The organism is Patescibacteria group bacterium (genome assembly GCA_038063375.1).
GTDB lineage: Bacteria > Patescibacteriota > Minisyncoccia > Phycocordibacterales > JANLHH01 > JANLHH01.
This window is the reverse complement of record JBBTVG010000028.1, coordinates 1-21971: the sequence shown is the minus strand read 5'-3', so window position 1 is coordinate 21971 and position 21971 is coordinate 1. Positions and strand designations below refer to the sequence as shown.

22 protein-coding genes are annotated in these 21971 nt (G+C 47.4%); 18 read left to right on the top strand and 4 right to left on the bottom strand.

Annotated features, from left to right (window positions below; all coding sequences use genetic code 11):
- Nucleotides 1–164: 164 nt before the first annotated feature.
- On the bottom strand, nt 165–803 hold the full coding sequence (locus AAB523_02990) for a cation transporter (protein ID MEK7556226.1): 639 nt from the start codon (nt 801–803) through the stop codon (nt 165–167).
- A 91-nt stretch (nt 804–894) separates the two neighbouring features.
- Here AAB523_02990 and AAB523_02985 point away from each other — a divergent pair, with 91 nt between their 5' ends.
- The 4 genes from AAB523_02985 to AAB523_02970 all read left to right on the top strand — a co-directional run bounded on the left by AAB523_02985 (nt 895) and on the right by AAB523_02970 (nt 4255).
- Nucleotides 895–1443, top strand: coding sequence for a cob(I)yrinic acid a,c-diamide adenosyltransferase (locus AAB523_02985; GenBank protein ID MEK7556225.1), 549 nt, complete (start codon nt 895–897; stop codon nt 1441–1443).
- Nucleotides 1444–1821: 378 nt separating this feature from the next.
- Nucleotides 1822–2433, top strand: a complete 612-nt coding sequence (locus tag AAB523_02980) for a leucine-rich repeat domain-containing protein (GenBank protein ID MEK7556224.1) — start codon at nt 1822–1824, stop codon at nt 2431–2433.
- A gap of 79 nt (nt 2434–2512) precedes the next feature.
- Complete coding sequence (locus tag AAB523_02975) at nt 2513–3604, top strand: DUF2914 domain-containing protein (protein ID MEK7556223.1); 1092 nt, start codon at nt 2513–2515, stop codon at nt 3602–3604.
- Nucleotides 3605–3661: 57 nt separating this feature from the next.
- Nucleotides 3662–4255, top strand: a complete 594-nt coding sequence (locus AAB523_02970) for a hypothetical protein (GenBank protein MEK7556222.1) — start codon at nt 3662–3664, stop codon at nt 4253–4255.
- Nucleotides 4256–4428: 173 nt separating this feature from the next.
- On the opposite strand, the gene AAB523_02965 is transcribed toward AAB523_02970, so the two are convergent.
- The 3 genes from AAB523_02965 to AAB523_02955 all read right to left on the bottom strand — a co-directional run bounded on the left by AAB523_02965 (nt 4429) and on the right by AAB523_02955 (nt 7563).
- A complete protein-coding gene (locus tag AAB523_02965) occupies nt 4429–6081 on the bottom strand; it encodes a fibronectin type III domain-containing protein (protein ID MEK7556221.1) in 1653 nt (550 codons plus the stop codon).
- A complete protein-coding gene (locus tag AAB523_02960; GenBank protein MEK7556220.1) occupies nt 6071–6613 on the bottom strand; it encodes an RNA polymerase sigma factor in 543 nt (180 codons plus the stop codon). Before AAB523_02960 ends, AAB523_02965 begins: the two co-directional genes overlap by 11 nt.
- Before the next feature lie 155 nt (nt 6614–6768).
- Nucleotides 6769–7563 carry a ZIP family metal transporter gene (locus AAB523_02955; protein ID MEK7556219.1) on the bottom strand — a complete coding sequence of 265 codons (795 nt, stop codon included), beginning with the start codon at nt 7561–7563 and terminating at the stop codon, nt 6769–6771.
- A 119-nt stretch (nt 7564–7682) separates the two neighbouring features.
- On the opposite strand from AAB523_02955, the gene AAB523_02950 reads away from it, so the two are divergent.
- From AAB523_02950 to AAB523_02885, 14 genes are all read left to right on the top strand, one after another.
- Nucleotides 7683–8330 carry a SurA N-terminal domain-containing protein gene (locus AAB523_02950; GenBank protein ID MEK7556218.1) on the top strand — a complete coding sequence of 216 codons (648 nt, stop codon included), beginning with the start codon at nt 7683–7685 and terminating at the stop codon, nt 8328–8330.
- 221 nt (nt 8331–8551) lie between these two features.
- Nucleotides 8552–8725 (top strand): hypothetical protein, encoded by a 174-nt coding sequence (locus AAB523_02945; protein ID MEK7556217.1) that lies wholly within the window; start codon nt 8552–8554, stop codon nt 8723–8725.
- Between the two features lie 259 nt (nt 8726–8984).
- The gene (gene secE / locus AAB523_02940) at nt 8985–9164 is read left to right on the top strand and encodes a preprotein translocase subunit SecE (GenBank protein ID MEK7556216.1); all 180 of its coding nucleotides are present in this window, start codon (nt 8985–8987) and stop codon (nt 9162–9164) included.
- 142 nt (nt 9165–9306) lie between these two features.
- Nucleotides 9307–9852: a transcription termination/antitermination protein NusG gene (gene nusG, locus AAB523_02935; protein MEK7556215.1), complete on the top strand. Its 546-nt coding sequence runs from the start codon at nt 9307–9309 to the stop codon at nt 9850–9852.
- A 26-nt stretch (nt 9853–9878) separates the two neighbouring features.
- Entirely contained in the window at nt 9879–10298 is a 420-nt protein-coding gene (gene rplK, locus AAB523_02930) for a 50S ribosomal protein L11 (GenBank protein MEK7556214.1), read from the top strand.
- A gap of 431 nt (nt 10299–10729) precedes the next feature.
- A complete protein-coding gene (locus AAB523_02925; protein ID MEK7556213.1) occupies nt 10730–11128 on the top strand; it encodes a hypothetical protein in 399 nt (132 codons plus the stop codon).
- A 176-nt stretch (nt 11129–11304) separates the two neighbouring features.
- Nucleotides 11305–12129, top strand: coding sequence for an FAD-dependent thymidylate synthase (thyX, locus tag AAB523_02920; GenBank protein ID MEK7556212.1), 825 nt, complete (start codon nt 11305–11307; stop codon nt 12127–12129).
- 108 nt (nt 12130–12237) lie between these two features.
- Nucleotides 12238–12882: a deaminase gene (locus AAB523_02915; protein ID MEK7556211.1), complete on the top strand. Its 645-nt coding sequence runs from the start codon at nt 12238–12240 to the stop codon at nt 12880–12882.
- Between the two features lie 98 nt (nt 12883–12980).
- Nucleotides 12981–13670, top strand: a complete 690-nt coding sequence (gene tmk, locus AAB523_02910; GenBank protein MEK7556210.1) for a dTMP kinase — start codon at nt 12981–12983, stop codon at nt 13668–13670.
- 83 nt (nt 13671–13753) lie between these two features.
- Entirely contained in the window at nt 13754–14083 is a 330-nt protein-coding gene (locus AAB523_02905) for a nucleoside triphosphate pyrophosphohydrolase family protein (GenBank protein ID MEK7556209.1), read from the top strand.
- A gap of 21 nt (nt 14084–14104) precedes the next feature.
- Nucleotides 14105–15688, top strand: a complete 1584-nt coding sequence (gene argS / locus AAB523_02900; protein MEK7556208.1) for an arginine--tRNA ligase — start codon at nt 14105–14107, stop codon at nt 15686–15688.
- Nucleotides 15689–15931: 243 nt separating this feature from the next.
- Complete coding sequence (locus AAB523_02895; GenBank protein ID MEK7556207.1) at nt 15932–19414, top strand: class I tRNA ligase family protein; 3483 nt, start codon at nt 15932–15934, stop codon at nt 19412–19414.
- Between the two features lie 3 nt (nt 19415–19417).
- Nucleotides 19418–20005 (top strand): DNA repair protein RecO, encoded by a 588-nt coding sequence (gene recO / locus AAB523_02890; protein MEK7556206.1) that lies wholly within the window; start codon nt 19418–19420, stop codon nt 20003–20005.
- A 42-nt stretch (nt 20006–20047) separates the two neighbouring features.
- Nucleotides 20048–21971: hypothetical protein (locus AAB523_02885; protein MEK7556205.1), on the top strand; the 1924-nt coding region annotated here is incomplete at its 3' end.

Sequence of the window (21971 nt, the reverse complement as noted above, 5' to 3'; positions counted from 1 at the left end):
ACCATCGCGGGGTTTTTCTTTATACTCACTACGTAATAATTTTTCGTAACGAAAATTCGTCATTGCAGTAGAAAAGGTTGTTACGCAGGGGGTCTTTTAAAAAAACGCCGCACATATATATGTGCGGCGTGCCCAAACATCCATGTAATGGACTGGTTGCTTATTCAGTGGTGATGTTCGTGCCCGCCTAATACTTGCGCAAACAGGAAACCACCCAAACCGATCATGAAAAGAGCCATTCGATACGATATCCACGTGTCGACTCCCACCATGTCGTACGTGATCGCCAAAAGGGCGGAAATGACCACGACGACAGAAAACAGGAAGTCAAAGAGCACGTGCCAATTGAGAATGGAATGAGTATGGTTGTGATCTCCATGCGGAGCAGTGCGAAGGATAACGAGAGAAATAAGATTTCCCGTTCCGCCAAGAATTCCTCCAATCAGCACCCACCAATTCTTGATATCAACCGGATGTGCCATGCGCTCCCCTGCTTCGCCGAGAACATGATACGCACCAATCCATAAGAGGATGATTCCCGAAAAAGCGAACCATTTTCTGATAAGAGAATCAGCCGCTTTTGTTGCGCGCACACTGATAAGGGCGACCACGAGCGAACCGGCTGTTACCACGTTATCGGATCCAAGGTGCACGGTATCGGAAAGGAGCGCTAAGCTTCCTGACGCGAACACCAGTACGATCTGGATAAGTATCGTGATAAAGTTTGAGGCCACCACGGCCCCGTATCGCCTCACCTCACTTAAAGAGAGCCACGCAAGGAAACTGCGGATAGCCCCAAACATATTCACCTCCGTAGAAAGTTCAATCTGTAATTACAATACACTATTTTTATAACTTTGTAAAGGGGTCTCGTGTCGTGTATAATAGCAACTAATGTTGTATACAAGAAAAGGCGACAAGGGCGACACGAGTATTTTTGGCTGTGATCAGCGATTTTCCAAAAGCTCCGCCATCGCGGAAGCGCTCGGCGCTCTTGACGAGGCGAATTCTTTTCTTGGTGTGTGCAAGACGAACATGGACGCGAGGCAGGTACTTTTGGAAGGAAAAACTTTTGAGGACATGGTTGATTGGATACAGCAGAATCTTTTCATTGTGCAGGCACATGTTGCGGGAGCGGACAAAACGATTGAGAAAGAGAAGATCACTCACATGGAGGCGGCGATAGGTATGATAGAAAAGGAGTTACCACCAATCAAGACATTTTTTGTTTCCGGTGGAACGGTACTCGCGGCGCACTTTGATTTTGTACGCACGCTTGCGCGCACCGCGGAGCGGCGAGTTGTTGCGGTTTCCGAGGCGGAGAATTCGAAAGTGGACCCGACAATACTCGTATTTTTGAATCGCCTCTCATCGCTCCTCTACGCAATGGCTAGACTTGTGAACCATAAATCTGGTATAACAGAGGAGCCGCCACACTACTGATGTGGCGTTCTACATGGTGCTCATGGTGTAAAGGTTAACACTGAGGTTTGTGGAGCCTCCGATTCGGGTTCGATTCCCGATGAGCACCCAAGACCAGAACCCCCCTCTTATTGAGGGGGTTTTCTGTGTCTTGGTGGCGCAAGCAAACCAACTGCTTGGTTTGCGTTCGGGATCGAAAGGCACAGCCATGTCGCTCTGCGACCGGCGAGCCAGGGTCGTGAGCACTTAGTAGATTTCGAGCAAAGCGAAGAAATGTACTTAGTGACTCCTGACCGATTCCCGATGAGCACCCGAGCCGAGGAGCTAATAAGCTCTCGTTTTTTACTTTCAGAAAGAAAACTAACCGCCAACCTCATTTTGTAGTATGATAGAGAGGCCATGGTATTCATTAAAAAATACGTCCTGCTTCTCATTGTGTTCGTCATTTCCGGTGCAGTAAGCAGTTATCTATTGTTTCAGGAAAAGGTAGCCGAAGCGCCTTCCGTGCAAGAAGGTACTACCCCTTCCTCGGGAACGACACAGGGAACAGTGGAGCGCAAGAAGAATGGAACTATCGTTGATTTGAGCGATAGTGGACTCACTGAATTTCCCAAAGAAATTTTAAGCAACATAAGCATAACAACGCTCATTTTATCAAACAATAGTATCAAAACACTGCCATCGGAGATAGGAAGGTTGGTAAATTTAAAAGAACTCTATCTGGATAATAATAAACTTGAGGGTGCGCTTGTGGGAGAGATCAGGCACATGAGCAAGCTTGAGGTCTTGGATGTTCACAATAACAATATGACCGGCATCCCGGCGGAGATAGGACAGTTGCGCCGCCTCACGATGCTCGATTTCTCCGGCAACACCATTGATACGATGCCCGATGAAGTACGAAATATCAGCGGAAATTTAAAAACACTCAATCTTTCAAACAATACGTATTCGCAAGAGACCCTGCTTCGCGTAAAAGTCATGCTACCCAACACGAACGTTATCTATTAGATCTTCTCACAAAGAACCAAAAGCTTCTCGCGCAGGGGACTCTTCCATACGGAGAGTTGTTTTGGTATCGTACAAGCACATGGACATCTTTTTTCAAAAACTTCGGCAATTTTATTTGAAGTACGAACGCCACATCACGACAGGCGCGTTTGCCGCGGGTTTCATCGTGGATAACCTCACGCTTACACGCATTGATCTTCTCTACGATAACCTCATACTCCTCTCGTACCTTCTTGTCGCCATTGTGAGCGTTCTCCTTTCCAATATGGTGTCCGCCACGGCCGCGAACAGATTTTTCGCTCCCATGCGCCCTTTGGTGCCGCTTGCTATGCAGTTTGCGTTTGGCGGACTCTTTAGCGGTTTCTTTATTTTCTATACGCGAAGCGCTTCGCTTGCCACAAGCTGGCCATTTTTACTCCTCCTCCTCCTTCTTCTCGTTGGCAACGAGGTGCTTAAGAAACGGTACAGCCGATTTGTCTTTCAGATGAGCATTCTTTTCTTCGTTCTTTTTTCTTATTTCATTTTCTTTTTCCCGATCCTTCTTCACGAAATAAGCGCACGCGTGTTTGTGCTCTCGGGTATCGCGAGCTTGTTTGCCATTGGCGCGCTTGTCGGCCTTCTTCTACGGGTGATGCCCGCGCGCGAGCAAGAATGGAAGAAAACACTCATTGCAAGCGTTGGCGGCATCTTTCTCCTCGTGAATATTTTTTATTTCGCAAATATTATTCCTCCCATACCGCTTTCGCTCAAAGAGGCGGGTGTCTACCATTCCGTCACGCGCGCGAAAGACAATACGTACATGGTTTCCTATGAGCAGAACAAGTGGCCTCTGTTTTTTGGACAAACAGGCTCTACATTTCACAAGAACCTAGGAGAGTCGGTCTATTTTTATAGCGCCGTCTTTGCGCCGACCGATATTGATACCAACATTTTCCATAGCTGGCAGTACTATGATGAAAATACTGGTAAATGGAGAGAAGCCAGTCGTATCGGGTTTCCAATCGTTGGTGGTAGAGACGGGGGGTATCGTGGCTACTCAATGAAAACAAACGTACAGCCGGGGCTTTGGCGAGTTCAAGTTGAAACCGCGCGTGGGCAGATCTTGGGGCGAGTGAAGTTTACCGTTGTTCCAGCACAGGAACCGCTTCTTTTGGAAACAGGCGTACAATGATCTCTTTCCCGGAGAGAATAATCTTGTTATCATAGGGATACAAGAAACACTCATCTAATGGAATCACTAATTTTGAATGACATAGTGGCGTGGCGCTTTTTGGCGTACACCATCATCCTTATCGGAATGCTCTTTGAAGGAGAGATATTTTTATTTACCGCTTTTTTTCTGGCTAGCGAAGGGTACATAGACCCCCTGAACACTCTTTTTTTTGTGGTTGTGGGGACATTGGCCGGAGATCTGCTGTGGTATTTCATGGGTCCATATGTTGAAAGGATCCGGTTTATTCAAAAAATTATTTTGCCGATCGCGGGAAAGATAGACAGCCAGCTCAAGAAACGGCCGGCTTTCACTATTCTCATTTCAAAATTCATATACGGCTTTCATAGACCGACCCTTTTACGCGCAAAACTTGTCGGAATAAGTTTGAAGCAATTCATCAAGATCGCTTTTCCCGCCAGTATTATATGGATAGCGGCAATAGCGGTTCTCGCGGTTCTCTTTTCGGCTTCAATCGGGTTGTTTAAAACATACTTGAAGTTTGCGGAAATAGGTCTCTTTGTCGGGGTATGTGCTTTTGTTGTAGCGGATTATCTGATATCCGGATTTTATAGAAAGAAATTTTCTTCAAACCCTGATACTACGAAGTAAAAAGCCACGGCTCGTTCGAGAGGAAGAACTACTCCAGTATACTGGAGTAGGGGAGATGTATGCGAATATCTCGCTTCATATTTGCACACACCACTCGCTTTACGTCGCTAATACAAAAACACCCCGATACCATCGGGGTGTTTTTTAAATACGCGTATAGTTTTTCTGATTTTTTACTCTCCCAACGTGGTGAAGGAGCGCTCTCCCGAAGTGGCCGTGTTGCCCGCAATATCAGCGGACTTAACAACAAAGTAATACGTAGTACTTGCGGTGAGTCCCGAGAGTGTGAAAGGGTGAGTGAGTGTGAAGCTTGTGTTTGTAGCGTTCGGAACGGAGGAGAGGCTAAGGGGAGTGGTGGTGGCGTACCAAACACTTCCGTTACTTGCCTCATTCGTGTTCCACGAGACGGTTGCGGTTGTCGTGCTTACTGTCGCCGTGATATTGCTGATGACGGGCGCCGTCGTATCTGGTATTTCTCCCGAAAGTGTTACGAAAGACAAAGTGCTTGAAGTTGCCGTTAAGCCTTCAGCGTCGGTTGATGCCACGACAAAGTAATACGTAGTACTTGCGGTGAGTCCTGAAAGAGCGAGGGAGTGACTAGCAACCTTGTCAGACGAGCTTTTTGATAAGGTACTTCCTCCAAGAACGAGAGGGGTTCCAGTGGCGTACCATACTTTAGAATTTGAAACTTCGTTGGTATTCCAGTTTACGCGCGCCGTAGTAGTTCCGGCATTTGTGGTTATGTTTGAGATGACAGGGGTAGTAATGTCGTCATTTCCATCACATTCGCCAATCGTATCGCCATGGGCAAGATGGGCGTCCACGGCCGCGCGAGATATTTCAAGCGTGCGGTGAATGCGAAAGAATGACGTGTGGCATACTTTCACTTTCTTGTCCTCATGTTTTGAACCTCTGTCGTCATCTTCATCGTCATCCTCCTCGTCTTCGTCCTCATCGTTCTTGTTGTCTTCTTTCTTTCTATCATCCCTCTCCGTTCTTGCCTTCATCGTACTCGTGCTATTGCGTTCTGTTCTTATCTCCCATGAAGTGGTGGTGCTGTTTGATGAATCGGATCTGAATTTGAACTTTGCTTTGATGCCTTCTCCTTTTGCTTCAACTTCAACTCTCACCTTCCGGCCGTCGCTTTTTATTTCCGCTTTAATTTTTTCAAAATCATCAATACGTGTTTCGGCGAGTTTCGTGAGCTCGTTAATGATATTCTCTATGGCTAAAACTCCTGCTTGATTGCCGCGATTTGCAAGGTCAAGCTTTGTTTGCTCCAAGTGCAAAAGCGCAACGGCAAGGTTTCCTCTTACTTTTTCTTTCCCACTCCACGGAGTAGTTGTCGCGGTGCTTGTTGAATTTGTTCCTTGCGATGCGTGAGTGCTTGTGGCGACGGATGAGGTGGCGGTTGTATGCGTGCCAACACTCTCGCTCGTCAAAATTGCGAGAATAATTTTCGCTTCCCCCAGTCTCTCCCCGGCAAACTTGATCCGTAGCTCGTCTTTCTTTTCGTTCACTGCAATTATGATGCGGACATTTTCAATCGCAATATCAACAGGGAAGAGCAGGTCTCCCGGCTTTGCGCTGTCAGCTGCTACGATAGTTGACCCGGTGAGGAAACTCACGACTAAAAGGGACGCCAATGCCGTCCGAAAGTTGAGAACTTTGGATAGGAGCGATCTGCGTCCGGCCGAAGTAACTGCTTCGCGTGCGTGCTCTGCGTAGAACCCGCGCGTAATCTTTGACCACAGCAAATTTTTTTCAATTTCTGTGATTGACTTCAGACCGAGTTGTTCCAGTTTTTCTTCTATATCAATTTTCATATGGTTTTTGTTCCAACATAGCTTGTAATTTTTTTATGGCGCGATGATGCCGGACTTTGGCAGTGGTTTCTGTAATACCAAGCATGTCGGCGGCGTCGCGCATAGTCATTCCTGACCAATATTTTAGTTTGAGAAGATCTTGATACGGTTCTCCAAGTTTACCGATGTGCTTTTGCAGATGGCGATAGTCTTCCATTTTCATCTCATAGCTCTCGTGAATGATCTCTTCATCGAGCGAGACGGTAGCGTGCAGACCCCTGTGCCGTTTGTATATCTTTCGTTTGAGGATCACAAAGACGAAACCATAAAATTGCTCATCGCTTTTGTACTGAAATCTCGGTAATCCTTTCCAGACATCAATAAAGGTTTCTTGCACGATGTCCAACGCGTCGTCTCGGTGCGAGGTGTGAGAAAGAACGTAGGCAAAAAGCCTGGCGCTGAGCCGATCAAATATTGCCCGAAAAGCATCTTCATTGCCGCCTTGGACGTCCTTGATCAATACCTGCAGTTTTTGCGAGTTTTCTCTGTTCACGTTCTTTCTCTTAGAGTATGTCCTTGTATAGGAGAAAGGTTACAGTATTCTGACAGCTGCCGCAAATAGCGCGTACACGGAACAAAAAACACGCGGGATATGAGCGAAGCCCATATCCCGCGTGTTTTTCAAGCAGTACTTAAAATCTCTACCCTTTATAGTTCCACAAAGAGCAGTAAGAACATGATGCCGATACCGAAGAGGATGGCCGCAAATTGGACCATGGAACGCCGTGGATCCGATACCTTATGGATCTCAGGCACCAGGTCTGAACCTGCGATATAGAGAAAGCTTCCCGCGGCGAATGCGGCGATCATAGGCAATAAGGCATCGATACTACTGCCGACAACAAGCGCGATGCCAGCTCCGATGACTGCAGTAAGAGCCGAGAGAAAATTCATGAAGATGGCTTTGTTTTTACTAAACCCCGCATGAAGCAAAACCCCAAAATCACTGATCTCTTGGGGAATTTCGTGAAGAACGATGGCAATAGTTGTTGCGATACCGACCTCAATACTAATGAGATAGCTGCTGCCGATAATAACGCCATCAATAAGGTTGTGCACGCCGTCCGACACTAACACGAGATGTCCCAGGGGCGCGACTGGCGCGTTTTCATGCGCGAGTGCTTCCGCGTGTATTTCTTCACCGACCCCATTCTCCACAGTATGAACGTGTTTCCAGCGCAGGAATTTTTCCAACACGAAAAATGACACAATGCCGAGCAATATGAAAAGCGACACTGAGGCGGCATCGTTACTTTCCTTGAACGACTCGGGAATCAAGTGTATTAACGCGTCTCCGAACAATGCTCCGGCGGCAACACTTACCAGCACAAAGAGCACCTTGTGGAGCAGGCGTTCTTTCATGGAGAGCGTTACGATGCCAACGAGCGAGATAACGCTGACAATGAAGACGCTTGCGAATGTGTATAAATAAACGGTAGACATATAAACTTATTTGTATCATAACCCTTTTTCGCGCTTTTCACAACTGGGATTGACGCTTTTTATCTTGTATAATCGGAATAGTTCAGTAGTCTGGAATTAAACAAATTATCAAAATATTTATGGAAAACGATACAACAACGTTGCAACAACCAAATTCTAACCAATCACGGATTCGCTCGCTCACGAGATTCGCAAATAAAAAGACCGTGGTACTCGCGGTAATTATCGGCCTCATTCTTGTCGCACTCTTTTATTTTAAAGGCACGTTTGTGGCTGCAACGGTAAATGGAAGCCCGATAAGCAGATTAAGCGTTGTTTCGCAATTAGAAAAAGAGGGAGGTAAAAACGTACTCGATTCGCTGATCACGGAAAAACTTATTGAAAGTGAGGTAAAAAAAAGAGGAATCGTTACCACTGATGATGAAATAAATCAGGAAATTAAAAATATAGAAGCTTCCATTGTGGGGCAAGGCGGTACCCTTGAGGCAGCACTCCAAGAACAGGGTATGACTCTGGAAGGTTTGAAGAAAAGAATCGGGACGCAAAAAGCGGTTGAGAAAATCCTTGAGGATAAAATACAAGTGACCGATGAAGAAGTGAATACATACATAACAGATAATAAAGTCACTCTGCCAAAAGGGAATGAAAGTGAAGCAAAAAAGCAGATCTCGGTTCAGCTCCGCAATCAAAAACTCAATCAAGAGGCATCGCAGTGGATCAACGGAATTCGAACAGAAGCGAAGATCAAATATTACGTGGAGTATTAATGAAGGATAGCGGAGTCATGTGGCGTGTGTTGACCGAGCACCACTTTTACTTCTGAACTCGTAACGATTACCATAAACTCTGCATTATAATTTACCCAAATACAAGATATGAGGTAATCAGTAAAAGTGGTGCTCGGTTGACAAAAAATGCAAAGCATGCTATCAATTACTTAGTTCACAGCAAGGGAGATAGAGTCATGACGCAGAGCTTGAGACGAGCCATGTTGGATTCCCGTGTGCCGCAGAATGTGAAGGCGCACATGAGGGCCCAAAAGGAGGTACAAGCGACAGAGCTTGCACCAGAGAAGCAGGTACAACTCAAAAAGGAGCACATGAACGGCATGAGAAAGAAACGGAGCTCCCCATTCCGTCTTCCGCAGTACGGATATCGTTAACAACACCCCATCCGAGTTTCTCTCCATAAAGAGAGAGCTCGGGTGGGGTTTTTTCTTGACTTTTATGGCACCTAGGAGTAATATCCAAGTATTGATAACAAGCCCCCCGGGGCGGTTTTTTGTAGGCAAGAAATATGAATCCCGTTAGAGGTCACAATGTTACGTATTGGCAATACGGGATTTGGTTTAATAGAATATCAGATAAGCACTTATTAAGTAATTAGGACATGAGAACCTTCGGTTCTCTACCTCTAACGGGATGAAATTATTTGATTACATGAAGGACGTAAAAGCGGAATTAAAGCATGTCAGTTGGCCGACCAGCCGCCAAGCGACATACTTCACATTGCTGGTGATAGCGCTATCGCTTCTTACTGCGTATTTTCTGGGACTCTTTGATTTTATCTTCACGAAACTTCTCGGTATCTTTATCGTTTAGATTGAGTTTTTATTCCGACGAGCGAGGAGCGCCGCGAAAAATGAGTGAAGCGAAATTTTTCATGGCGTCCGAGCGAAGTCGGAACAAAGGGTTTAATACCATTTATTTAACATATTCGTAAAGATTAGTACTTCGTATTATTATGGCAAAACAAGAGATAGAACAAGGAAGAAATTGGTACGCGATCCACACCTATGTGGGGTATGAAAATGCTGTGCAGAGAAACCTCAAACAGCGCATAGAATCTCTCGGCATGGAAGACAAGATATTCAGTGTTATTGTTCCCGTCGAAAAAAAGATCAAGATAAAAGGAGGGAAGCGTGTTGAAATTGAAGAGAAGATATATCCCGGTTACGTGCTCGTTGATATGATCGTGAATGATGAGTCATGGTATGTGGTACGCAACACGCCGCGGGTAACAGGGTTTGTGGGTGCGGGTATTTATCCGGTACCGTTGCAGAAAAATGAAGTAGACACACTCTTCGCGCGGATGCAGAGCGGAGAAACAAAACACAAGATTGATTTTCAGGTTGATGATCCGGTAACCATCATAGACGGACCGTTTAAAGAGTTTGAAGGCAAGATCAGCGAGGTGGATGAAGATCGGGGCAAGGTGAAGGTCTTGGTATCCATGTTTGGCCGTGAGACGCCGGTTGAGCTCGACTTCTTGCAACTTAAGAAAATATAAGTAGTATTAGTGATAATTCATATTATATGGCGGTTATAGTAAAAAAAATTAAAATACAGGTTACGGGGGGGAAGGCAAACCCCGCGCCACCATTAGGACCCGCGCTTGGCCAGGCGGGGGTTAATATCGGTGAGTTCGTGAAACAATTCAACGAAAAAACGCGAGAGATGATGGGAGACATCATTCCGGTTGAGATCAGTGTGTATGAGGATAGAAGCTTTAGTTTTATCTTAAAGACGCCTCCCGCGTCATCGCTCTTGATGAAGGCGGCCGGCATAGAGAAGGGTTCCGGAAAAAATGTCACCAGCAAGGTGGGAACCGTGACGAAGGCGCAGGTACGCGAGATTGCGGAAAAAAAGCTGACCGACCTTAATGCCAACGATGTAGACGCCGCGTCAAAAATTATTGAAGGTACGGCGCGAAGCATGGGGATTGACGTGAAGTAGTAGAACGTCAATCGACCCTGGGTGATAGTTTCGAGCCTCGGGCGAGAAAACTAGCCGCAAGGTTGAATTGCGAATGCTTGGAGCAATTCAAAGACGGAGTGAGCGAAAGCGAGCGAGTCGGGGTCGCAGAATTTTTTAGTAAAAAATATCTGTGACTACTGTTCCTGTAAGGGATTGACGTGAAATAACAGGCAGTAAACAAAAAAGCGCGAAAGCGCTTTTTTGTTTACTGCTGTGAAATTATCATTGTTACAAAGAACCCTTTTACTACTCCAGTATACTGGAGTAGTAAAGGAAAGGAGAAAGGGGTGTTTTTGAACCACTTGTTGATTGTTTATTATGATGTGTATATGGCATTGGCGTATGTTGTTATACTCCAGTATACTGGAGTATAAGTGATATTTCTTATTTATAAATTAGTATAAAAATATATGCCGCATATTTCATCCCGTAAGGTTAATAAGCAGGTTTTAGAAAAAATCGATAAACTTCTCTTTTCCGCTGTTAGCGACAGAAATGTTTCCCAAAAACAGCAGCGCCTTGCTTTTTCTGAGTTACTCACTCCGACTGAAAAAATCATGCTTGGCAAGCGCCTCGCGGCTGTTTCTCTGTTGTCGCAAGGGGAGAGTCCTTATAAAGTTGGAAAGACGCTACAACTAAGTGAGACCACGACTGCGAAATTTCAGATCAAACTTGAAAACGGAAAATTTTCTAATGCGAGTAAACTTTGCAGTATATTACGAAAGGGGCCATTACAACACTATATTGAAAATCTTTTTAAACCCTTGCCACGCTATGGTACGAGCCCCGCACAACTTTTCAAGGAATAGATTTGCTGTCTCACTACTCCAGTATACTGGAGTAGTGAGAGTCTTTTGAAGTAAAAAATTTTGACAGAATTCTTACTATATGCCCCGCCGAATGGTGGGCTTTACTTTTAGGTGGTAAAAAGGTAATAAGGGTATAGTTGTAAACTAAGTTCTTTAACCATAACAGGAGGTGTTTTGTGGCAGAATCTTTTAACGAAATAACAGTCCGCGTTCTCGCGAAAACGGTCATTGACCGCGATGCAGTGCGCGAGTGGCTTGACGAAATGGGAGCGGATGAGTTTGAGATTCCGGATGAAGAAGCGGTTTCGGATCCGGCGCTACTCGTGGCGCTTGCCGCCAAGCAGTGCTATATGGCATTTCAGCCCGGACTCAATCCGAATGTCAACAAGGTCCGCAAGGACATGCTTGACTACTTGGACAACGTGCTCAAGCAACGACACGGTTCCGTTCTGGAGCACGCAGTGTTTACTTTCGGTATCAACGGGTGCTCGCGAGTTTTCACCGGCGAGATGAATCGCCATCGTGCCGGTGTCGGCATCTCCGAGCGGAGTATGCGCTACGTTCGGTATACCAACATAAAGTTCTGGATGCCGGAATGTTTCCGTGAGAGCACCGATGACAGTATTGAAATTACGGAGAAAAAGAGGCGGAGTCGCGAAGTGCTCGCTGTACAGTTCAAAAGTCAAGAAAAGATGATGGAGGCATTCGCTGATATCTGGAAGGAAGAACTCGAGCCAAGCAGCACATTTCACGCGAAAAAGGTTCTCACGTCGGCATTTCGGCGCGGTATAGGTATGGGAATTGCCACTGGAGGTGTGTGGTCACTCAACCTCCGTGCACTTCGGCATGTAATTGCTCTGCGTACCGATGCCGGCGCCGAAGAGGAGATTGTCCATGTGTTCAAGAAGGTAGGGAAGATCATGATCGCGGCGGTCCCGGAAATATTTGGAGACTTCAAGGAAGTGAACGGTGCGTTCGTCCCGGAATATTGGAAAGTGTAGTTTTTTCAGCCCTGACATCCGTGTCGGGGCTTTACTTTTTATAGCGAGTGGGGCAGTATACGGGCAGGCAAGTAAATTCCAAACCCTTGAAAATGAAGGAGATCTTTCATGACTGAGTTGAAACAAGCATTATCTCATCTGGTGGATGACCGAAACATCATGCGTCCCTCTTGGGATGAAACTCACATGTTTCGCACGATTGCGGCGGCCACGAGATCATCATGTCTCAAACGCGCCGTCGGTGCGGGACTCGTGCGTGAGAAACGGGAAATTGCTTCGGGGTATTCCGGCGCTCCCGAAGGTGTAACGACCTGCCTTGAGCACGAATACTGCTACTACGAAGACCTGGCGTGGCGCGAAGCGCAAAAGGGGAACGGGCAGTTTGAGGTGTTGCGTGAGCAATACAAGATCTATTGTACCGCGGTTCATGCCGAGGCGAACGCCCTTGGACAGTGTTCTCGTTTCGGTACCTCGGCGGTGGGAGCGACTCTCTTTATCACCAATTTCCCTTGCCCGGGATGCGTACGGGATCACATCATTACCAATAAAATCAGCGAAGTTCGTGTGTGGAAGCAGTATTTAAGCAACCCACTTTTGGTGATTGATGAGAAAAGGGAAAGCGAACGCCTGTTGCTTCAAGCCGGTATTTCCATCAAGGAAATTCCATTGTCGGACGAACGCATCATGGAAATTGCATTTCTCATGACGCGTGTCGGCTCGCGAACCTCCTATACCTTCAAATCTTTTGAATAATTGTTCAAGCCCTGACATCCGTGTCGGGGCTTTTCTTTTTCCTGCCATTTGTGATATAAGTGATGCAGATTTTACACACCTCTCACATAGGAGGGTTTATGGAAAAGAAAGGTAAGTTCATTGTTCTTGAAGGCGGTGAAGGGTCCGGCAAGTCAACCTGTATTGGGGTATTGAAAGAACGCCTCCCGCTCATCTTTGGGGCTCATGCATTCCTCTTTACCAGAGAACCGGGTGGGACGGCAATCGGTGAAAACATACGGCGTATCCTTATGTCAAAAGACCCCGGTCTGGAGCACATGCAGCCCCTTACGGAACTCATGCTTTTTTGTGCGGCACGGACTGAGCACGTGCAGACCGTTATTAACCCGGCGCTACAGAATGGCACCCATATCGTGTGCGACCGCTTTGATGCGTCAACTATTGCATATCAGATTGACGCGTTGGAAAGGAATGATCTGCGGAGTGATTTTGAGATATTGAACGCGTTGGCACTTGGGCACAGGAGCAGGAAGGTGTTTCACCAATGGATGGGCGGTCCGCATCCGGACATATATATCATATTGGATGTGGATCCTTGGGTCGGATTGGAACGGACCGCAGAGGCAAAAGGGAAAGACACCACGCGGTTTGACGATAAGGAAATCGCCTTCCATGTACGGGTGCGGGAAAGTTTTCTCCGTTTTGCACAGATACATCCGGAGTCTGCCGTGGTACTCAACGCGAACATGGCGCAAGAAGATGTCGTGCAAGAAGTTCTTGATATTATTCTTTCAGTTGTAGACTCATAGTACTTTTTCCATCTCTGGAACCTAGCGGTTTCGGAGATTTTTTTTGCAGAGGAGGTGTGATACTATGGGTTTACTGGCTCTCTATGGACTTCAAGGAATATCAAAAGGAATCAAAAAAGACGGCATTGTACCCCGATAGCGGGAGCAATTTCATATATCCGACACTGGGGCTCTCGGGAGAATCGGGCGAAGTGGCGGACAAGATAAAAAAGATTATTCGCGATGACGGAGGGCGTGTGTCGGAAGAAAAGAGAGAAGACATAAAAAAAGAACTCGGCGATGTGTTGTGGTATGTCGCACAGCTTGCCACCGAACTCCGGCTTGATCTGGATGATATCGCGAAAGCAAATCTAGAGAAACTTTTTTCAAGAAAAGAGCGCGGCGTACTCGGGGGGAGCGGTGATAATAGATAGGGATTGAATGACGAATCAAGAATGGTAAAGCAAGAGCTGGAAAAAATAATACAGAAGGCGCTCAAAGAACTTTCTATAGAGATGGGGAGTATTTCCGTTCCGCATTCGATACTATCCGACCATGGTGACTATGCGACCAATGTCGCTCTTATAGCTTCAAAACAAGAAGGTAAAAGTCCTCTCCAACTTGCGGAAAATATAAAGAAAAAGATTAAAGAACAGAATAATCCGTTGCTTGAAAAAGTGGAAGTTGCGGGTCCGGGGTTTATTAATTTTCACCTTTCTCTCCAGGGCATTGAACAACACGTGCAAGAGGTCGCCCTAGAGGTTGGCGCGGGATATCAATTCAAAAGGGCAAAAAAAATAAACATTGAATTCATTTCAGCAAACCCCACGGGAGATCTCCACATAGGCCACGGCAGAGGCGCGTTTTTTGGCGATGCGCTCGCGCGCGTATTTTCGTACGCGGGCGCACAGGTCACGAGAGAATACTACATGAACGATTCGCGCCAAAGCGGGCAGATCAAAGAGCTCGGCAAAACGGCGCTGGGGAAGGGAGAGGAATATCGGACGGAAAAATTGGCGCAGTTAATTGAAAGTATTAATGTTTCGGGGAAGAGCGAGGAAGAAGCGGGCACTGTCTTGGCGGCGCTTATACAGGAGTCCAACAAGAGGTTCATTGAGAGTAAGCTTAATATTTCCTTTGATGTATGGTATTCGGAAGATGAAAAATTGCGGGCAACGGGCGCAAATGATGTCATGCTTGCAAAACTTTCTGACAAGGGTCTCACGTATGAACGTGACGGAGCGGTGTGGCTCAAAACCAGCGAATACGGAGATGACGAAGACAGGGTAGTCGTTCGCTCTGACGGAACGAAAAGTTATTTTATTTCGGATATCACATACCATCAAGATAAATTTGCGAGGGGATTTGATACCGTAATCGATATTTGGGGCGCCGACCATCACGGACATGTGAAAAGAATGCACGCGGCGGGAAAGATGCTTTCGTGGCCGACGAAGCCCACCGTCCAGCCGATCATTTTCATCACCCAGCTCGTGTCGCTCAAAGAAGGTGGAGAGGTGAAGAAGATGAGCAAGCGCGCGGGAACGGCGATCTGCCTTGAAGATCTGGTAGATGAGTTTGGCATTGATGTCGTGCGATGGTTTTTTGCGGAAAAAACGTTGAACACTCATATGGAATTTGACGCGGCTCTTGCGCGGGAGCAATCGCAAAAAAATCCGGTCTTTTATGTGCAGTACGCGCATGCGCGCATTTGTTCCGTGTTGGAGAATGTTCGCGATCTTGCGCCGAGCGAAACGACACTTCTGGACGTCATAAAGAGCGGTGCGGGACGCGCTCTCGCATTGAAGCTCCTCCAATTTCCCGAAGTTGTTCTAGAAGTGACTAAGGAATTTCAAGTGAACAAACTGACGACCTATGCGTATGAATTGGCTGCTCTGTTCAGCCAGTTCTATCATGACGTGCGAGTTATTGAAGGCGATCAATATAACAGAGGAGCGCTCCTCCTCATGAAAATAACCAAAGAGGTCCTTGCGAAGTCTATTTCCTTGCTTGGCATCAGCGCTCCGGAAAGAATGTAGAACCCATCTCAAAATAAATGGCGTACCGAGGGGCGTTTTTTCTCGCGCGAGACGCTGTCGCGGAAAACGAGCCATATCGAGATACGGCGAGTTTGAGCGGCAAGTCGCAGCCGAGAAAAAACGGTCGCAGGAACCAAGCGTTATCGTATCCTTACTCATAGCGGTTTATTTTGAGATGGGTTCTAAGGAGCATATTCTTTTTTTGCCAAGACTGACAAAAGGGTGGTACTATAAGGGGATATTATGGAAAAATCAGGCCACGACACAGAAAAGTCTCCCGTTGCCAAAAGAGAAGAGGAAATTCTCGCTTTCTGGCGCAAAAACCGCATTTTTGAGAAGACGCTGGAGAAAACGAAAGAAGGCAAACCTTTCGTTTTTTATGATGGCCCGCCATTTGCCACCGGTCTTCCTCACTACGGCCACTTTGCGGCAGGAACCATCAAAGATGCAATTCCTCGTTATCAGACGATGAAGGGACGCTTTGTGCGCCGCCAGTGGGGTTGGGATTGCCACGGGCTTCCTGTTGAGAACTTAATTGAAAAAGAGCTCGGCTTGGAGCATAAAAAAGATATTGAGACATTTGGTGTGGGGAAATTTAACGCCGAGGCGAAAAAGTCGGTGCTTCGCTATGACTCCGAGTGGAAAGAACAAGTGCCGCGCATGGGGCGATTCGTTGATATGGAGGCAAGTTATAAGACGATGGACTCCACCTATACCGAGTCAATTTGGTGGGCATTCAAAGAATTGCACAAAAAGGGTCTTGCGTATGAAGGATACAAATCCATGCACATTTGTCCGCGATGCGAGACGACACTCGCCAGCGCGGAAGTGGCGCAAGGATACAAGGACATTACCGACATTTCGGTGACAGTGAAGTTTGAGCTCTTGAGTGAGTCCGAAACGTATGTGCTTGCGTGGACGACGACTCCGTGGACGTTGCCGGGGAACGTCGCGCTTGCGGTGGGGAAAGATATTGAGTATGCGAAAGTGCGGCACGAAGGGAAACACTATATTCTTGCGAAAGAACGAATCGCGGAAATATTTAAAAACAAAGAGCATGAAGTAATTGAAGATATCAAAAGCCGCGACCTCGTCGGCAAATCCTATAAACCGGTCTTTGATTATTACAGCAAAGATGCGAACATGGAGAACCATGAAAATGGCTGGAAGATATACGCGGCTCCTTTTGTGACGACCGAGAGCGGAACCGGTATTGTGCACATCGCGCCGGCATTCGGCGAGGACGACATGAACGTGGGGAAAGAGAAACACCTTCCGTTTGTTCAACACGTGAACATGGATGGCACATTCACGGCGGAAGTCTCGGACTTCGCGGGTCTCTCGGTGAAGCCCAAAGACAATTCGCAGGCAACGGACATTGAGATCATTAAATATTTGGCGCACCACGATACTCTTTTTGCAAAAGAAAAAATCGTCCACTCCTATCCGCACTGCTGGCGGTGCGATACGCCGCTTTTGAACTACGCGACAAGCTCGTGGTTCATTGAGGTTACGAAGCTACGCGACAAGCTCGTGAAAGAAAACAAGAAGATAGCATGGGTTCCGAGCTCTGTCGGCGAGGCGCGTTTTGGCAATTGGCTGGAGGCCGCGCGCGACTGGGCGATCTCTCGTTCGCGTTTCTGGGGCGCGCCACTGCCGGTGTGGAAGTGCGATGCATGCGATGAACAAGAGATCATCGGGTCTATTGACGAACTGCGCGAACGTAGCGCTCTGCGTATCACCAAAATTATCCTTGTCCGGCACGGCGAGAGCGAGAAGAATGTAAAAGATATTTTTGACCACTCATTGAATACATACGGTCTGACAAAAAAAGGAGAGAAAGAGGCAAAAGAACTTGCGGGCAAACTAAAGAGCGCTTCCGTAGATCACGTGTATTCATCGGAAGTACGGCGCGCAAAAGAGACGGCGGAGATTCTCGGCAAAAAATTGAGTCTGCCGGTTTCCATCGCCAATGCGTTAAACGAAATGAACAATGGAGAGTGGGACGGCAAAGGAAGAGGTGATGAACGTATCAGAGAAGGGAGAGAAGCATATCTTGCGCTCTCTCCCGAAGCGCAATATAAAGCGCCGCGTGGTGGCACCGGAGAGAGTTGGGAGGAGGTGGAAGAGCGGATACAGGGCTTCATAGAAGAGATGCTCACAAAACACGCGGGAGAAACGGTCGTGCTGGTAACCCATGCGGGGCTGATCGGCTACGCGCTCCGCGCGCTCAACACTTTGAATTTCCGAGAGACGATGCAGACATTTGAAAAGCCACAGATGCAAGGGTACGCCATCCCGATGACCATTACGGTGGACAATAAAACAAAGCACGCCTTGGATCTGCACAGGCCGTTCATTGATGAGCTCACATTTCCGTGCTCTTGCGGTAGTGCGATGAAACGAGTACCGGAAGTGTTTGATTGCTGGTTTGAGTCCGGATCGATGCCGTACGCGCAGTTCCACTATCCGTTTGAGAATAAAAAAGAATTTGAGGACAATTTTCCCGCGGATTTTATCGCGGAAGGGCTTGATCAGACGAGAGGGTGGTTTTATACGCTCTTGGTGTTGGGAGTCGCTCTTTTTGGAAAGTCGCCATACCGAAACGTTGTTGTGAACGGCACCATCGTGGCGGAAGACGGCCAAAAAATGAGCAAGCGGCTCAAGAATTATCCCGACCCCATGGAGGTCGTCGCGAAATACGGCGCAGACAGCGTGCGTTATTACATGCTTTCATCTCCCGTTATGAGGGCGGAAGATCTCCGGTTTAGCGAAAAAGGAGTTGACGAGATTTACAAGAAACTCATTTTACGCCTTGGGAACGTCTGCACATTCTACGAAACATACAAAGGCGATTTAGAGCCAACACTTGAAGGCAAGCATCCGGAGAGCACCAACGTGCTAGACCGGTGGATTATCACGCGAGGGAATCAACTGATCAAAGAAGTGGAGGACGCGATGGACCGGTACGAACTTGACCGCGCGACACGCCCCATCGCCCTTTTTATTGACGACCTTTCCACCTGGTACCTGCGCCGTAGCCGCGAGCGATTTAAAGGAGATGATGAAAGAGACAAACAATCCGCACTACACACTACGCGCTCTACCCTACTCACGCTCTCCAAGATCATGGCGCCGTTCATGCCGTTTGTCGCGGAGGATATATATAAAAAGGTTAATGGGGAAAAAGAAAGCGTGCATCTGGAGGATTGGCCCAAGGGAGGGCGTGTTAATGCTATGTTAGTTGAGGAAATGTCGGAGGTGAGAAAGGTCGTCTCGTCTTCCCTTGAGAAGCGCGCAAAGAGAGGTTTCAAGGTGCGGCAACCGCTTGCGAAACTGACCGTGAAGAGCCGCACATTAGAGAAAAAAGAAGATCTGCATGTGCTTATTAAAGACGAGGTGAACGTAAAAGAAGTCGTATTTGATGCGAACATAGCGGACGATGTGTATCTTGATACTACTCTGACCGACGAACTCAAGAAAGAAGGTTTCGTGAGAGAACTCATTCGTCATATTCAAGACTTGCGCAAGAAAACACAATTAACGCCAAACGATATCGTGACACTTCTGGTTTCTACGAGTGCCGAAGGGGAAACATTGGTACGCGAGTTTGAGAACGACATTAAAAAAACCGCTCTCCTTCGCGAAGTTAAGTTTGACAAGACGTTTGCGGGCGAAGAATTTGCCGTTGGCGGTGTCCCGTTCAAACTGCGGCTTGAGAGATAATGTATGTCTCATCACCTCTACCAAACCGAATGTATCGTACTTGGGAGTCGTAATATCGGCGAATCCAATCGCTTATTCTTCCTGTTAACGAAAGATCTCGGACTCGTGGTTGGGAGCGCGCAGGGGATCAGGGAACTGAAGGGGAAGCTCCGCTACAGTTTGCAGGACTTCAGATACATCAGAGTGGAGCTCGTGCGAGGGAAAGAGATGTGGCGCATCACGAACGCGGCACACCTCTCTGACTTCCACACACTACTTGGCGACAAGGAGAAAACCGCGCTCGTAGCGCGCGTCTCTCTACTCATACAGCGTCTTATCCATGGCGAAGCGAGAGACCTCACGTTGTTTAACGTTTTATATGAGTTCCTCAAGTTCTTGGAAAAGGAAGAACTTGGTACGGAAGAGTTGCACAGTGTAGAGGTGCTCGTGAACCTCAAGGTATTGCACTTGCTCGGATATGGGAGCGAACGGGAGATATTCCGGCCGTTTTACCTGTTACCACCAAGCAAAGACTTACTCAGCCACATGGCGCCTGTCAAAAAAATGGCACTTTCCGAAATAAACAGAGCACTCCAGGAAAGTCATCTGTAGCGATGAAAAGTTTGCCTCTTGTGTGGTATAATAAAGGGCAAAATGGAGAACGATCTGGGGAAAAACAGAATAGAGGGACTCAAGAAAAATTTATACCGCCGCAATTTTAAAGTGGTGGAGCGAGGGATTGGCGCTGAACTTCCCGCAGAAGACACATCCATGTCGCCCGACTGGACGGAAACCGATAAGAAAGAGGGATTATCTGAGCATAATGAAATACGCATGAGCCCGTCTATTTTTAAAAAGTTATTTATTGTTTCCTTTACCTTTTTTGTTATTGCGGCCGTTGTCGCCTCGTTTTTATTTTTTGGAGGAGGGAATGTAGTATCATCGGACAACATTGATATTGAGATATTGGGACCAGTCTCCATAGGAGGAGGGGAGGAGCTCTCTTTGCAGGTGGTTATTACAAACAACAATTCCATACCGCTGCAATTTTCCGATCTGGTCATTCTCTATCCTCCCGGCACGCGCTCTCCGGAAGATCAGAGCAAGGAAATGCCGAGGTCAAGAACATCTCTCGGCGTGATCGCGCCCGGCGAGACAGTCAACGAAATCGTACGGAGCGTTTTGTTTGGCGAAGAGGGGAGCGAAGAGGAAATGAAAATTTCTTTTGAATATCGCGTTGAAGGGTCTAATGCTATTTTTGTGAAAGAGAAGACGCGCGCGGTCACCATAAGCTCTTCCCCCCTCAATCTTGCCGTAGATATGTTGAATGAAGTGAATTCCAACCAGGAGATTGAAATTAAGGTGAACGTTTCTTCCAATTCCGCCGCTACCATTGAGGATGTGCTCTTGCGCGTTGAATATCCTTCCGGATTTGAGCCGCTTCTAGCGAGTCCGCGCACCACATACAGCAATAATATATGGAACCTTGGGGACATAGCTCCGGAGGGCGAAACCACGGTGATCATCAAGGGTATCATGCGAGGGCAGGATAATGAGGAAAAGATTTTCAGCGCGTATGTTGGCAAACAAAATACAGACAACGAACGGGAGATCGCCACGGTATACAGTTCTTCATTTGACCAACTGACCATACAGCGACCCTTCATTGGCGTCTCTCTTGAATTAAATGGCGAAATGTCGGACGAGTACGTGGTGGGGAGCACGCAGAACATCAAAGCCGTGCTGACATGGACCAACAACCTCACTACTAGAATCACGGATGCCGTGATTGAAGTGAAGATAGCAGGCGAGGCGCTCAATAAACTTTCTGTCATTGCCAACAACGGAAATTATAATTCTTCGGTGGATACCATCGTCTGGGACAAGACCACACTGCAGGAACTTGCCTCTCTTGAGCCGGGTGCTACCGGCAGGATGATATTTAATTTTTCTCCGAAGTCACTGCTCTCAACAGACATGGCTTCCGTACGCAATCCAAAGATAAGTTTGAGTGTCAGCGCAAGGGGGCGGCGCGCTTCAGAGAGCGAAACCACGGAGAGAGTAGATGGATTTGTGACGCGCATCATCAAGATAAATTCCGACTTCCAGCTTACTCCTAAAACGGTGTATTACGCGGGACCGTTCGCCAATAGCGGCCCTATTCCTCCCAAGGCGGAAGTGGGAACGACCTATACGATCATATGGACGGTGGTCAATTCTTCCAACAGCATCTCCGGCGCAGAGGTACGCGCTCGTATTCCCGCGTACGTAGAATGGGTCGGCGCGGTTTCGCCGAAAAACGAGCCGGTATCATATAATTCAAACACGAGAGAAATAACATGGAAGCTCGGAGATGTGGACGCCGGTAGGGGCGTCTCGGGCGTAGCGGAGGAGGTGGCGTTTCAATTGCTTGTCAGGCCGAGCGTTTCTCATATAGGAAGGGCGCCGGAAATCCTCACCGACATCGTCCTTTCCGGCAAAGATGATTTTACCGGCAAGCGCCTGGAGAACACGCGGTTGCCCCTGACGACTCATTTGGGTAGTGATCCGGCGGCTAATGCCGCCGCCAGCCAGGTTG

What these genes read in the sequence shown, in the direction of transcription:
- AAB523_02965 (MEK7556221.1), bottom strand. Translation starts at nt 6,081, where the DNA reads ATGAAAATTGATATAGAAGAAAAACTGGAACAACTCGGTCTGAAGTCA.
- AAB523_02955 (MEK7556219.1), bottom strand. Translation starts at nt 7,563, where the DNA reads ATGTCTACCGTTTATTTATACACATTCGCAAGCGTCTTCATTGTCAGC.
- argS (MEK7556208.1), top strand. Translation starts at nt 14,105, where the DNA reads ATGGTAAAGCAAGAGCTGGAAAAAATAATACAGAAGGCGCTCAAAGAA.
- AAB523_02970 (MEK7556222.1), top strand. Translation starts at nt 3,662, where the DNA reads ATGGAATCACTAATTTTGAATGACATAGTGGCGTGGCGCTTTTTGGCG.
- AAB523_02950 (MEK7556218.1), top strand. Translation starts at nt 7,683, where the DNA reads ATGGAAAACGATACAACAACGTTGCAACAACCAAATTCTAACCAATCA.
- AAB523_02915 (MEK7556211.1), top strand. Translation starts at nt 12,238, where the DNA reads ATGACTGAGTTGAAACAAGCATTATCTCATCTGGTGGATGACCGAAAC.
- AAB523_02975 (MEK7556223.1), top strand. Translation starts at nt 2,513, where the DNA reads ATGGACATCTTTTTTCAAAAACTTCGGCAATTTTATTTGAAGTACGAA.
- AAB523_02990 (MEK7556226.1), bottom strand. Translation starts at nt 803, where the DNA reads ATGTTTGGGGCTATCCGCAGTTTCCTTGCGTGGCTCTCTTTAAGTGAG.
- tmk (MEK7556210.1), top strand. Translation starts at nt 12,981, where the DNA reads ATGGAAAAGAAAGGTAAGTTCATTGTTCTTGAAGGCGGTGAAGGGTCC.
- recO (MEK7556206.1), top strand. Translation starts at nt 19,418, where the DNA reads ATGTCTCATCACCTCTACCAAACCGAATGTATCGTACTTGGGAGTCGT.
- AAB523_02925 (MEK7556213.1), top strand. Translation starts at nt 10,730, where the DNA reads ATGCCGCATATTTCATCCCGTAAGGTTAATAAGCAGGTTTTAGAAAAA.
- AAB523_02905 (MEK7556209.1), top strand. Translation starts at nt 13,754, where the DNA reads ATGGACTTCAAGGAATATCAAAAGGAATCAAAAAAGACGGCATTGTAC.
- AAB523_02985 (MEK7556225.1), top strand. Translation starts at nt 895, where the DNA reads ATGTTGTATACAAGAAAAGGCGACAAGGGCGACACGAGTATTTTTGGC.
- nusG (MEK7556215.1), top strand. Translation starts at nt 9,307, where the DNA reads ATGGCAAAACAAGAGATAGAACAAGGAAGAAATTGGTACGCGATCCAC.
- secE (MEK7556216.1), top strand. Translation starts at nt 8,985, where the DNA reads ATGAAATTATTTGATTACATGAAGGACGTAAAAGCGGAATTAAAGCAT.
- AAB523_02980 (MEK7556224.1), top strand. Translation starts at nt 1,822, where the DNA reads ATGGTATTCATTAAAAAATACGTCCTGCTTCTCATTGTGTTCGTCATT.
- AAB523_02945 (MEK7556217.1), top strand. Translation starts at nt 8,552, where the DNA reads ATGTTGGATTCCCGTGTGCCGCAGAATGTGAAGGCGCACATGAGGGCC.
- rplK (MEK7556214.1), top strand. Translation starts at nt 9,879, where the DNA reads ATGGCGGTTATAGTAAAAAAAATTAAAATACAGGTTACGGGGGGGAAG.
- AAB523_02895 (MEK7556207.1), top strand. Translation starts at nt 15,932, where the DNA reads ATGGAAAAATCAGGCCACGACACAGAAAAGTCTCCCGTTGCCAAAAGA.